General features: G+C 62.1%; 13 protein-coding genes. 9 read left to right on the top strand and 4 right to left on the bottom strand.

Annotated features, from left to right (window positions below; genetic code table 11):
* Window positions 1-108: 108 nt before the first annotated feature.
* Window positions 109-438, bottom strand: coding sequence for a hypothetical protein (locus tag AB1792_08415; GenBank protein MEW5702237.1), 330 nt, complete (start codon window positions 436-438; stop codon window positions 109-111).
* Between the two features lie 49 nt (window positions 439-487).
* On the bottom strand, window positions 488-1,006 hold the full coding sequence (locus tag AB1792_08410; protein ID MEW5702236.1) for a helix-turn-helix domain-containing protein: 519 nt from the start codon (window positions 1,004-1,006) through the stop codon (window positions 488-490).
* Between the two features lie 158 nt (window positions 1,007-1,164).
* Here AB1792_08410 and AB1792_08405 point away from each other — a divergent pair, with 158 nt between their 5' ends.
* The 7 genes from AB1792_08405 (at window position 1,165) to AB1792_08375 (ending at window position 8,811) form a co-directional block, all read left to right on the top strand.
* Entirely contained in the window at window positions 1,165-1,896 is a 732-nt protein-coding gene (locus AB1792_08405; protein ID MEW5702235.1) for a hypothetical protein, read from the top strand.
* Window positions 1,897-1,952: 56 nt separating this feature from the next.
* Window positions 1,953-2,579, top strand: a complete 627-nt coding sequence (locus tag AB1792_08400; GenBank protein ID MEW5702234.1) for a hypothetical protein — start codon at window positions 1,953-1,955, stop codon at window positions 2,577-2,579.
* Between the two features lie 150 nt (window positions 2,580-2,729).
* Window positions 2,730-5,366: an FG-GAP-like repeat-containing protein gene (locus AB1792_08395; protein MEW5702233.1), complete on the top strand. Its 2,637-nt coding sequence runs from the start codon at window positions 2,730-2,732 to the stop codon at window positions 5,364-5,366.
* Window positions 5,367-5,432: 66 nt separating this feature from the next.
* Window positions 5,433-6,146: a hypothetical protein gene (locus tag AB1792_08390; GenBank protein ID MEW5702232.1), complete on the top strand. Its 714-nt coding sequence runs from the start codon at window positions 5,433-5,435 to the stop codon at window positions 6,144-6,146.
* Between the two features lie 172 nt (window positions 6,147-6,318).
* Window positions 6,319-7,209 (top strand): ABC transporter ATP-binding protein, encoded by an 891-nt coding sequence (locus AB1792_08385; GenBank protein MEW5702231.1) that lies wholly within the window; start codon window positions 6,319-6,321, stop codon window positions 7,207-7,209.
* Window positions 7,209-8,474 carry an ABC transporter permease gene (locus AB1792_08380; GenBank protein MEW5702230.1) on the top strand — a complete coding sequence of 422 codons (1,266 nt, stop codon included), beginning with the start codon at window positions 7,209-7,211 and terminating at the stop codon, window positions 8,472-8,474. Before AB1792_08385 ends, AB1792_08380 begins: the two co-directional genes overlap by 1 nt.
* Before the next feature lie 148 nt (window positions 8,475-8,622).
* Window positions 8,623-8,811 (top strand): hypothetical protein, encoded by a 189-nt coding sequence (locus AB1792_08375; GenBank protein ID MEW5702229.1) that lies wholly within the window; start codon window positions 8,623-8,625, stop codon window positions 8,809-8,811.
* Window positions 8,812-8,907: 96 nt separating this feature from the next.
* Here the strand turns inward: AB1792_08375 and lepB are convergent, their stop codons facing one another.
* Window positions 8,908-9,570 (bottom strand): signal peptidase I, encoded by a 663-nt coding sequence (gene lepB, locus AB1792_08370; GenBank protein MEW5702228.1) that lies wholly within the window; start codon window positions 9,568-9,570, stop codon window positions 8,908-8,910.
* A 251-nt stretch (window positions 9,571-9,821) separates the two neighbouring features.
* On the opposite strand from lepB, the gene AB1792_08365 reads away from it, so the two are divergent.
* Window positions 9,822-10,214, top strand: coding sequence for a metalloregulator ArsR/SmtB family transcription factor (locus AB1792_08365; GenBank protein MEW5702227.1), 393 nt, complete (start codon window positions 9,822-9,824; stop codon window positions 10,212-10,214).
* 335 nt (window positions 10,215-10,549) lie between these two features.
* Window positions 10,550-11,317 carry an arsenite methyltransferase gene (arsM, locus tag AB1792_08360; protein ID MEW5702226.1) on the top strand — a complete coding sequence of 256 codons (768 nt, stop codon included), beginning with the start codon at window positions 10,550-10,552 and terminating at the stop codon, window positions 11,315-11,317.
* 224 nt (window positions 11,318-11,541) lie between these two features.
* On the opposite strand, the gene AB1792_08355 is transcribed toward arsM, so the two are convergent.
* Window positions 11,542-12,891, bottom strand: coding sequence for a cation:proton antiporter (locus tag AB1792_08355; protein ID MEW5702225.1), 1,350 nt, complete (start codon window positions 12,889-12,891; stop codon window positions 11,542-11,544).
* Window positions 12,892-13,142: the final 251 nt, after the last annotated feature.

Below are 13,142 nucleotides of genomic sequence, written 5' to 3'. Positions count from 1 at the left end.
CTTGTTCATCGAATGGCTCCTCCTTTCGGGGTTTCTCGAACTCGGCTAAGCTCAAGAAACCACACGGGTTGGAGCCGTTCAACTTTCAATCGCCCCAGGCGATTTCAACTAAGAATGGGATACCGCCACCAGGCGGATGTTGTGCTGTCGCGCAAACTCTTTCAGCATGGGGTGCCGGTGCGAAGAGAGGTTGTCCAAAATGAGGTAAAGGCGGGTCGCTTTTGGGTAGCAGGCCCGCAGACGTCGCCAAGCGGACAAAAGATCACGACTGGTCTTCCGTTTGTGAATCGTCCCGGCCAGACAATCATCATGAACATCGTAGAAAGCCAGAAACTGCTCCGTGCCGGCTCGACGGTGGTAGGTGGCCCGGAGGCGCTGCGGATGTCTTTGGGCGCCCAGCAGACTCCCGGCAGCGGACGCAGCTCCATGGGGCCACATTCATCGAAACAGACGACCGCGCTTTGGGGCGGCGCTTGGGCATACAGTCTCAGGATGCGGTTTTTTTTGACTCGAAGTCGGGATCCGGCGACTCTTTCCACGTCTTGGTCCGCTGAAAGCTGATCCCCTCCCGCCGCAGCAGACGACGCACCCACTCATTGGATAAAGCCGGGAGCAGTTTCTTTCTTTGGCAGTACTCCCGTAGCTTGGCGACCGACCAGTGCGTGAAGGGCAACCCTAAGTCTGTCGGGCGCGCCAGAGCCGTCGTGATCAATTGCCGCACCTGCCGACCGGACAAAGACGACGGCCGCCCATCCGGGTTAGGAACGTCTTCAAATCCGGCAAAACCCTCTCGATTGAACCGATGCACCCAGTCATAGACGGTCGTTAGATGCATCCCCACGCGGTCGGCGATCTCGGCGGCCGGACGCCCTCGCGCCGCTTCGTCCACGACTCGATACCGCCCGTAAATCCGCACCGACAGCTTCTTGTCCCGCAGCTTGGCCTTCAACCACTGCCGCTCCGAAGGCCGGAGCGCCCGCAATCGAACCTCCACCGGACGTGCCATACTGCCTCCCCCCGGAGCAATATGCGTCAGCCGGTTGTTAATGGCAAATAATCGTTGCTAAGGGACTAGCCGTGCGGGCCGTAGGCGTTCGGAAGCGTTGCAGTACTTCGAGCAGCAGTTACCGCAGTTCAACCATCGGGGGCAGAGGGAGAAACACCATGCGTAAGAGCAGTTGGGTCTTGTTGGCTGTGTTCCTCGTGCTGGGAGCCGCGTCTTTGGCAGCCGCATTCCCGCACGTGATCAACTACCAGGGAATCCTGCGCGACGCGGCCGGCAAGGTCGTGGCGGACGGTCCGCACTCCGTCACGTTCCGGTTCTATAACGACCAAGCGGCGGGGAACAAGCTATGGGAAGAGACTCAGTCCATCACCACAAAGTCGGGCCTCTTCAATGCGCTGCTTGGTTCGACTATCGAGATCCCCGACACGGCGTTCGCGAATGACTCGTGGCTCGGCATCGTCGTGGGAACTGATCCGGAGATGGCTCCGCGCACGCGTGTGGCTTCGGTTGGGTATGCCTACCAGGCCCGGAACGCGGACAAACTACAGGGATTGGAGCCGGGGGAATTGGTCTATCCGTCCACTCCGGGACGTGTGTTCCGTGCATATGCATCCGCGGGCGGTGGCACCACCGTGATGCTCTCTGGCCCCTCAGGACGAATCCGACAGATTACCGGAATCTACGTCAGCGAGTATTCGCGCTCGGGTCCCTTTGACTGTGCCCTGATCATCGGCGGCATGGACGCAATGGCCCTCTCCAGCCCTGACGGTTTCGCCTCCTGGTCGAGCGACGGTGGGGCGCCGATTGAAGTCGGACCTGCCGAATCCGTTGAGTTCCGAACCTGCACCAGTGTTCCTCAGGCGATCATCGTCACAGGATTCGAATACTGATCCGTATCCGAACGCCAAGATGACAGTCATTGAAATGCCTCCCTGGAGGTAGATGCATGACAAGATCACAGACCGTTCTACTTGGCGCCCTGCTCGCGGCGACAGCCGTCGGCCTCCCGTTCGCGGCCAGCGACCGTCCGCCAGCGCAGCGCAATGTACCGAAACCGACGACACGGTCAGCGGCACCCGTGACTGCGAATGGACCGCGCACTTTGAGCGAACCAGCGGTCGCCGCTCCAGCAGTTGTCGACACAGGTGCACAAGCACCGATCTCGGCCACTTCGGCGAACTACTCAATCGATTGGCATTCCCTGAACGGCGGAGGTCTGATCGACGCCTCTTCCACGAACTTCAAAGAGGGGATGTCCATAGGCCAATCAGTGGCAGGGGAGGCCACATCACCCTCGTACCATTTGGGGATCGGGTTCTGGTATGGAACATGTTCGTGTCCCTGCCAGGGCGACCCGCTGTGTGACAGTATCACAAACGTCCAATACGTGGTCCTGACCGTCAACGTGGGTTTCCGGGGCGTCGCACCGGTTTTTGATCCCGAATGCCCCCGCGAACGCACGGACGTCAACTGTGACGGGGTGACAACCGTCATTGACGTCGTGAAGATGGTTGAGGTGGCATTCCGGGGCGCCGATCCGGCGGTGGAGTTCTGCCATCCCTGTGAGCCATGAACGCCGGTGTCCTTTGTGGGGGCGCACGGCCGTGCGCCCATCAACGTGGGCGTACAGCCGTACGCCCCTACCATCGTAGGCACGGACGTGTTGAGGTCATGCCATTCATGCGGAATGTAGGAGTCCTGCAACAGTGACTCTGGAGAACATATGAAACCGACCCGCTACTTGATCGCCATCGCACTCTGGGCTTTGATCACCGCGTCGACCGCCTGGTCCCAACAGAGCACGACCGGCCCGAAACCGCCGCCGGGGATCGAGCGCGGCCGCACCGAAAAGCGGCTGTCGCAGGTTGTCATACCCGGCGTGCCCGCCTACCTCTGGCAGCACGGCTGCGGCCCGACCGCCGTCGGCATGGTCGTCGGCTACTACGACAATTTCCGCCCCAACTTCGTCCCGGGCAACTCCGCCACCCAAACCGCGGCGGTCAACGCCATGATCGCCGGCGACAACGAGAATTTCGTCTGCGGCGCGGCATACTCCGATCACTATCACGACTATTCGTGCCCGATAGATAATGCCCCGGGGCCGTTCCAGCCCGATCGCTCCGAAACCGGCGGCGCCCATGTGAGCAATTGCGTGGGCGATTTCATGCGGACGTCCTGGAGCGCCGCATACAATTTCTATGGCTGGAGTTGGTTCACGGATGTCTCGACATCGTTCATGAACTATGTGAACTCGGTCGATGCGATGGCCAATCCCGCGGCGGCTGAGCATGATTATTACTCATTCATTTGGGTCCGTCTGAAGGCAGAGATCGACAGCGGCCGGCCGGTGGTGTTGCTCGTCGATACCAACGCCGACGGCGTCACCGACCACTTCGTCACGGCACTCGGATACGACGACGTCACCACGGAGGTCGGAATCTACGACACATGGGATACCCAGCTCCATTGGATCACCTGGCGGCCGATGGCCTACGGCGTGTCGTGGGGCATCTACGGCCTGACAACGTTCACACTGGTGACCAACGATCTGGATGGCGACGGCACGCCCAACGATGCCGACAACTGCCCGATGACGTACAACCCGTCCCAGTCCGACGGCGACGGTGACGGCAAAGGCGACGTCTGCGACAACTGCCCGACGCAGTCCAATTCCGATCAACTCGACAGCGATGGTGATGGTATCGGCGATGCGTGCGATCCCTGTCTGGCGGACACGCCCTATCTGATTCTGACCGGCGCACAGGAGGCGATTGGTTTGGGATGGAGTGTTGCCAATACCGGAGATATCGACGACGACGGCGTTGACGACATCATCGCCGGGATCAACGGCCAGCGTCCGGGACCGGGAGAACCGGGACGTGCCTATGTCTACTCGGGTCGGGACGGTTCTCTCATGATGACCCTGACCGGCCAGGCACCGCGCGATTGGTTCGGGTCTGCTGTGGCCGCCGCGGGCGATGTGAACCGGGATGGTTACGATGACATCCTCGTCGGCGCCAACGCCAACGACGCCGGCGCGTTCAATGCCGGGCGCGCTTATCTGTTCTACGGACGTTCCGGACCCTTCCCGATCGCGATTCCCGCCGGCAGCGCCGACCTCATCATCACCGGAAATACCGAAGCCGACTATCTTGGCTCATCGGTGGCCGGTCTCGGCGACGTGGACGGCGACACCCTTCCCGATCTGCTGATCGGCGCTCCCAGCTACACGGTCGGGACACCTGGCCCCGGACGGGCATTCATCTACTCCGGCAAGACCGGGGCACTGGTACGGACGTTCACCGGCGAAGCCGGCGGTGATCAATTCGGCCTGGCCGTCGCCAATGCCGGTGACGCGAATGGCGATGGCATCGACGATGTGATCATCGGCGCGCAAGGGAATGACGCCGCCGGACCGCAGGCGGGTCGCGCCTATCTGTACTCCGGCAGCACGGGTGCGCTGCTCCACATTCTCACCGGCGAAGCCAGCGGCGGAAACTTCGGCGCCGCCGTGGCCGGGACCGGCGATGTCACCGGCGATGGACGCGCCGACATCCTGGTGGGTGCACCGTACCTGGAAACCGGCCGCGCCTATGTCTTCTCCGGCGTCGATGGTGCTCAGTTGTACACGCACGAGGGCGCGATTGCCGAAAGCCAGCTTGGTGCCGCCCTCTGCGGCACCGGTGACGTCGATGGTGATCTGCGCGCCGACTATGCGGTTGCTGCTCCTGGGCAGGATCGCATCTATCTCTATTCCGGCGGATACGGCAGTCTCCTGAATATCCATTCCGGATCGGGACAAGAACCGAGCGAGAACTTCGGACATGCGATCTGCGGATCGGGCGATTACAACCGCGACGGCATCCGCGATCTGGCTGTCGGCGCCTGTTGGAATGCGAGTGGAGGCGCCGACGCTGGACAGGTCCGCGTCCTGCTGCTGGGCGACGTCGACGCCGACTTCTACCTCGCCAGTTGCGACAACTGCGCCACCGTGGCAAACGCCGATCAATCTGACACGGACGGCGACGGCTGGGGCGACGCCTGCGACAATTGTCCGACGGTCCCGAATCCGGACCAAGCCGACGCCGACAGCAATGGGGTCGGTGATGCCTGCAACTGTTCCTGTCCCTGCCACGGAGACCCGCAGTGCGACAGCGTCGCCAATCTGCAGGACGTCGTCAAGACCGTCGACGTCGCCTTCCGGGGCGCGACGCCGGTGACCGATCCGGTCTGTCCCCGTCAACGCACCGACGTCAGTTGCGACGATGTCACGACCGTCGTCGACGTCGTCAAAACGGTCAACGTCGCTTTCCGCGGCGCCAGTCCGGCGACGGAGTTTTGTGCGCCGTGCGAGCCGTAGAACCGTCACTCATCTCTTGACGAAGCGGGAGCGATGCGTTTACCCTGAAGGACTATGGGACCCCACATGAACATTCGCCGTCGCCAATTGATCGCTCTGGTCACACTCTTTGTCCTGTCGCCCGCCGGATGCAGTGGCGATAAGGGAACAGGAACAAAGCCCCCGCCCCCAACACTGTCCGGGAATCAGGTCGTCATCGAATCGAAAACCGTGTCGGGCGGCGCCGATTCGGTCACCGTCGGTATCTATGTGGCCAATGAGGTCGCCCTGAACGGACTCGTCATCCCCCTGGAGTTCCGCGCCGTCACGCCGGGTTCATACATCACCAACTCATGCAAACTCAATATGCCGTCCGATCGTCGCATCGGCGCCAGTCCGCTGACCGACATGGTCGTGAAGTTGACCTATGGCGATACGGGCGGCGTCCCTTGCTCAGGGCCAACATCCGGTACCTATGCGATCAGTTCCCCGATCGACTTCACCAGTCCGGATGGCTTCATGTGGGCGGGAATCAGCACTGCGTCGCCACCCACGCTCTACTATCTGCCGCCGGGACAGGACGATCAGGCCGGGCAGTTCGACAACTGGCCTTCGGAGGGAGAGTCAAAGGCATATGTCGCCGGGCCGTCGTTCGAGTTCGTCTTCGATGTAACAAGCACCATGGGAACATTCGAGATCGACACCTGCTGTGTGACTCCTGGCAACCACCTGGAGGGGACCGATCTCGAAGGGGGGACTCTCCTCCCTTCCTTCACCAAGAGTGTGATCACACTGCGTTGATCGGGCATCGCGGCGCTGCGTCAATGGTCCGTGGCGGCGCGCTGACCCTTGAAACCTTCTCGCGCCAATCGACGTAGATGGCCTATCCTCGGGCTTTGCGGGGATGACCTCGCGAAACCCAGATGGGGTTGACGGCACACGGTTTGTTCGTTACCCAAGCCCCCCCTTCCACATGATCCGAGCCGACAATCTGCGGAAGCGATACGGCGCGCTCACCGCCGTGGACGGCGTCTCGTTTGCGATCCACCCCGGTGAGACCTTCGGGCTTCTCGGCCCCAATGGCGCCGGCAAGACCACGACGATCAATCTGATCGTGGGGAGTCTGGTGCCTGATGCGGGCGCCGTGTTCATCGACGGGAAGGCCGATCCGACCAATGCCGCGGTGCGTCGCCAGATCGGGTACGCGCCGCAGGCGTTGGCGCTCTATGAGGAGTTGACCGCCCATGAGAACCTGGCCTTCTTCGGCCGGTTGTATGGGTTAGAGTCACGACGCCTGCGCGAACGCGTCGACTACGCCCTCGATCTCGCCGGTCTGACCGACCGTCGGGGGGACAAGGTCACAACATTCTCGGGGGGCATGAAACGCCGGTTGAACATCGCCTGCGCGATTGTCGCCGACCCTCCGGTTCTCCTCTTGGATGAGCCGACGGCCGGTGTCGACCCCCAGTCGCGGAATCTGATCTTCGACAAGATCGCGTTGTTGCGCCGCCAGGGACGCACGATCGTCTACACGACACACTATATGGAGGAAGCGCAGCGACTGTGCGACCGGGTGGCGATCATGGACCACGGTCGGATTCTCGCTCTGGACACAGTCGAGCGTCTGATCGAGCTACATGGCGGCACATCCGTCATCGAGGCGGAGCTGGACGCGATACCCGACAACCTCGAGTCGATGGGCGCCTCCATCGACGGCGATCGGTTGCGTCTGGAGACAGACAGACCATTGGAGGAACTGGCACGGCTGACCGGGTCGGGGATGCGCCTGCGGACGTTGCGACTCGACCGGGCCGATCTGGAAACCGTCTTCCTGAACCTGACCGGCCGGAGATTGCGCGACTGATGAATGTCCTGGTCGCCATGGCGGTCAAAGACCTGCGCCTTCTGGGGCGGGACAAGTTTGCTCTGTTCTGGGTGTTGGTGTTCCCCCTGCTGATGGCGTTGTTCTTTGGCGCCATCTTTTCATCCGAAGGTCGGAGCATCTCGCGGCTCCGGATCGCCGCCGTCGATGAGGCAGGCACCGAACAGGCGGAGCGACTGATCCGGCAGTTGGAGAAATCCAGCGCTCTGTCGGTGCGACGAATGCCCAAGGACTCCGCGCGGGCGCTGGTCGGCGCGGGACGGCTGGTCGCCTATGTTGCGGTCGGACCAGGAGAGAACCGGGCTCGCAACATGGGTCCATGGGAGCCCCCCGGAATCGAGATTGGCATCGATCCCGCGCGCAAGGCCGAGGCCGGATACTTGCAGGGATTGGTCACCGAGGCCTACTTCACGCAACTGCAGGCGGTGACCACGGACCCGGCACAATCCCGGGATTGGATCCGAGGCAGTCTGGCCGTCCTTGACTCGGCCCGCGAAATGCCCGGCGAGAAGCGTCAGGTGCTGAAGGATCTCCTCACGGCTCTTGATAACTATGGCACGGTATTCGACTCGGCGAGCCGCGCGCAGTCGTCCCCGTTCGCCAAGTTGAACATCGCGATGACCGAAATCACCGCCCGTGCGAAGCACCCGCGCTCGAGTTTCGAAATCACCTTTCCCCAGGCGATGCTGTGGGGACTGTTGGGCGTCACGCTGGCCTTCGCCCACTCGATTGTCGGCGAGCGCACAGGCGGCACCTGGCTTCGACTCCGTGTCGCGCCGATCAGCCGGGGACAGATTCTCGCCGGGAAGGCGCTGGCGAGTCTGATCGCCTGCGTGACCATCAGCGTCTTCCTCATACTGGTGGGGCGCGCCATCTTCGGCGTCCGGTTGACCAATCCTCTCGGTGTGGTCGTCGCCATCCTCAGTTGCGCGCTCTGTTTCTCCGGGTTGGTGATGATGATCAGTGTCCTCGGCAAGACCCAGCAGGCAGTCGCCGGCGCCGGGTGGGGGATCATGCTGATCATGGCGATGATCGGCGGCGGCATGGTGCCTCTGATGGTCATGCCCTCCTGGATGCTGGTGCTCAGCAACATCAGCCCGGTGAAATGGGGAATCTACGGGCTGGAGGGCGCCATCTGGCGTGGCTTCACCCTGTCGCAGATGATGTTCCCCGCCGGGATTCTCGTCATCGTCGGCGCCGTCGCCTTCACCATCGGTGTCGTCATCCTCTCCCGCAGCGACGGGTAAGTGAGTTCTATGCCGTGGCTGCTTGTGTCAGCATGGGTGTCTCCTGCCAATCACATCGAGATAGGGAGAGCAATCTGCCCAGCGAGTGTCCTTGCCGGAGATGCCTGATCGGTCCATACAGTATGGGTTGTCCCAGGAGGATGGAACGATGAAACCGGCATCAGCAATCACGATCATCTTCCTCATCGTCGTCGCGGTTGGGCACCTTCTGCGCCTCCTGCTTCAGGTCGAAGTCATGGCCGGGAGCGTGCGCGTGCCAATGTGGATGAGCGCCGTCGCGTTCGTGTTCACCGGTGCGCTGGCGACCGCTTTGTGGCGGGAGACGAGACCCAGGTAGCCCCGACGGCATGTCACCATGCGGCGGGGACGAAGTCGAATCTCAATGTCAGGTCGTGCAATCGGACGCGGCCACCATGGAGGTGCCGCGCGGTCCTCACAGCCCGTGGCCGATGCGGCTCCAGCGCACGCGCTGCGGGAAGTGGGCCAGATTGTAGAACGGGATCGTCAACAAAGGTAGAATGTACGGGCTTTCCCACTTGGGCGCATCGGGGTCGGGCGCCCATGACCAATAGACAAACAACGCCTTGCCGCGAATCAACTTCCGATCCAGAAAACCCCAGTCCCGCGAGTCGCGCGAATCATCGCGGTTGTCACCCAACACGAAGATATGCCCCGGCGGAACATTGACCGGTCCGAAGTTGTCGCGGTTGGAGAGATTGGCCGGAAGCGTGCGCGAGTCCAAGAACGTCAACTCGGCAGGCACCGGCGCCGGAGTGCCGTTCACATAGACGACCTTGTCCCGGATTTCCACGCTCTGGCCTTCCACGGCGATGCACCGTTTGACGAAATCCTTCGAAGGATTCAGCGGGTATTGAAAGACCATGATGTCGCCCGGCTTGGGATCTCCGAGCTGGTATGCCAGCTTGCTGACCAAGAGGTAGTCGCCGGGCAGAAGCGTGTTGACCATCGAATCGGAGGGAATGCGGTAAGCCTGCACGACGAATGTCCGCAGGACCACGGCGACGATGGCGGCCACCAGGATCGCTTCCAGGTAATCCCGCACCGCACTGCGCTGCTTCCTTGCTGCCACGGCCATAATGTCCCCGCGATGTCGCCACTGAAGGACAGTACCGCCGGCCCCCGGGCGACATCTCTTCTATTCATCGGACAAAGGCGGCTTGTCGTTTAGCTCCCCTGGGCGTTTGCAAGCGCTGGCGCGACAATCAGATACGCCGTCCGCGGGAGAGGGTGCCGCACGGTGGCTCCCGATGGCTGCCGATCCCATGGCAACGGAGAACACCGCAACCAGCTTATGCATAAATGCGTATATGCACATGGAGCGATGTCATGACGAAGCGTGCCCCCGGTCCTGTTGATCTGTCCCCCGCGCTGCGGGCGCTGTCCGATCCCACCCGGCTGAAGATCATGCTCATGCTGGAGGGAAGGAGACGGACCGTCGGCGAAATCGTGGAGTTCTTCGCCCTGTCGCAGCCGACGATTTCCCGTCACCTGCAGGCGCTGGCCCAGGCGGGATTGGTGCGACGCGAACGTCAGGGGCAGCGCGTGTTCTACGCCATCGCTACCGAACGCATGCGCACTGTCTGCATCGACCTGGCGGCCTGTTTCCCCTGCTGCTGCCGGTCCATCGAGATCATCGCCGTCGGTCCGTCGGCAACTGCAAGAGCACGGCGGACCCGAACCGAAACGCACAGCCGAAGTCGGAAAGGAGGGACGTCATGAAGCGGTTTATGGTTCCGCGCGCGGCGCACTGTTGCGGAGGCGCCAAACGCCGGTCCTGGGCAGGACAGTAAAAGGCCCGTCCGACCAACCTTGGGGGCCCCTCACGGGGTCCTCCAAGGGCGCGCGGTCTGGACGGGCCCAGCCCCAAGATCGTGATCTGGTGGCCTGAGAAGCAAGCGTCTGATCGGGAGCAAAAATCGACCGATCCATTCATCATCGACGGTCCGACCGGAGTACAACCCTACGCTGAGCGCGGTGGGCCGCATGTGACCATCGCGATCGTCACTTCCCAACGGCGAAACCGGCTGCCAGACCATCAATAGAGGGGAACCCAGATGTCCCAGGCCAAACCGATCAAAGACGTAGTCCGGAAGAAGTATGCGGCGCTGGCACAAGGTGCCGCTTCACCGTGCTGTGCCAAAGACCCTTGTTGCGGTGATGCCACCAGCGACATCTCGACCGGATACTCGCGCGAGGAACTGTCACGCATACCGCAGAAGGCAAATCTCGGACTGGGGTGCGGCAATCCCATCGCGCAAGCGGGGATTCATTCGGGCGAGATTGTCGTGGATCTCGGTTCCGGTGCGGGGATCGATTGTTTCCTGGCCGCCCAAAGAGTCGGAGAACGCGGGTATGTGATCGGCATCGACATGACCGAAGCGATGCTGGATCGCGCCCGGGAGAACGCGCGCAGCGGCGGTTATACAAATGTCGAGTTTCGGCTCGGAGAGATCGAAGACATACCGGTCGACCCCGGTTCGATCGATCTGGTCATCTCAAACTGTGTAATCAACCTGGCGCCGGACAAAGAGCGCGTCTTCCGGGAAATCTACCGCATCTTGCGTCCGGGAGGACGCTTTTGCGTTTCGGACGTGGTCGCCAAGGGAACGATCCCGGCGGACGTGCGGGCCGATATGGAGAAATGGGCCGGATGTATCGCGGGCGCCCTGGACAAGCAGGAGTACCTCGATATTGTCCGGCGCGTCGGCTTCGGCGACATCACGATCAAGTCGGAAGTCGATTACGACTATCAGAAGTCCGACGGCTATTCACTGGCCTCGATTACGCTGTTGGCACGCAAGCCCAACGGCTTTGCCGGCTGAGGCCGCTGGCCAAGAACTGGTTTCTCAACCCGAATGATCCGCTGTGCCACGGGTCTTCAGACCCGTGCAGCGGCTCTCTCCCTTCAACCGATCTATGACCCGGGTTTTGTGCGGTCGAACGCCCTCACCCAACCTGAGCGCCGGGTGTGGGCACCCGGCGCCACAAAGCTCTGAGGGCAGTTCCTGGGTCACGCGACCGCTTCCATCCAGGAACACGTGACGCCTCAGCGTCTGACGGCCTCTTGTCTTCTTTGCAGTCGGGCGTGCCGTCGCAAGCTCCATGTCAGCGCCGGCGGCGTGACCATGGTCGTCACGATCACCATGATGACCACCGCCGAGTAGACACCCTCATCGATGATGCGTTCCCCGTGCAGCGTCAGCCCCAGACCGATGCTCGCGAAGATCAAACCGACCTCGCCACGGGGAATCATGCCGATGCCGATCGTGAGCTTGTCCAACCCGCGACGGATGGCACCCAGAGAGCACGCCTGTTTGCCCAAGATGGCGCCCAATGTCAACAGCGCCGCCAGTCCGAGCACGCCGGGGTTGGCGAAGGCGCGCACTTCCACCTGAATCCCCATGAGCACAAAGAAGACCGGGACCAGGAAGGTGGAGATGGGATGGACCAAGGTATTCAGTTTTTGCTCTCCACGAGCGGTGAATTCGCGGAAGTGAGTCTCCTCCAGAATCAGCCCGGCCGCGTAGGCACCGACGATCGGAGCCAGTCCGATCAGCCACGCCAGATAGGACAGTATGAAACAGAAGACGAGCGCAGTCACGAGCAGCACGCCCTGCCCCCGCAATCGTGAAGCCACGCCAAACAGCCGCGGTGACACGAATACACCCAGCGCCAGCGCACCGAACAGAAACGCGATCGCTTTGCCCAGCACGGCACTGATCGCCGCAAAGGACAATGTCTGTCCCAGCGCCGCGGCGTTGATCAGATTGATCACCAGGGCGAGGATCACCAATCCCAGAACATCATCGAGCACCGCCGCGCCGAGAATGACACGAGCTTCGGGAGAACGGGACTGTCCCAGATCACTCAAGACCCGCGCCGTGATCCCGACACTGGTCGCCGTCAACACCGCGCCCAGGAAGATATGGGCATAGGTGCTGTGCTGCGGGAGTATGACGGCGCCCACGCCCCAGCCCAGAAGGAACGGCGTCACAACACCCAAGACAGCCACCAGCAGCGAAGGCACACCGACCTGGAACATCTCGCGGACGGTCGACTCCAACCCAACCTCAAACAACAGGATGATCACACCCAACTGCGCCAGGACGCCGATCGCGGGCTGCTCCTTCATGAACTCGAACCCGTTCACGCCGACGACGTCGAGGTTCCCCAGGAGCACACCGACCACAAGTTCTCCGAGCACCGCCGGCTGACCCAATCGCACGGCCAGATCACCGCCGATCTTCGCGCCCGCCAAGATGATGGCCAGCCCGAGGACCACTGGCGCCACGTCCTCACCGTGCCCGGTCCCCGCCCCTGCCGTGGCAGGCAACGCGACCGCCAAGAAGGCGACCACCAGCAACAAGAGAATCGATCGTCCGCGGCGATGAAGCATCAGAGAACAATTAGCAGTGTGAGCATCCCGAGCGCCAGAGTCAGAGTTGCCGGATTGTCTCGGGAGCGGGTCAGGGGAGGGATTGTCCGTCCTCGCGTGCCCGCGATCTCCGATCGCGGTGTGTCTGTCAGGAGCACAGGGCTCCTGACCTACAGGTGTTCCTTGGTATGGCAGATTCTCTCACCCCGACCCTCTCCTGTAGGCAGCCAGATAACCTCTCCCTCTGGGAGAGGTCGATCCGGCCGCAGGCC

Source organism: Candidatus Zixiibacteriota bacterium (assembly GCA_040752595.1).
GTDB lineage: Bacteria > Zixibacteria > MSB-5A5 > WJJR01 > WJJR01 > JACQFV01.
This window is presented reverse-complemented; position numbering and strand designations above follow the sequence as displayed.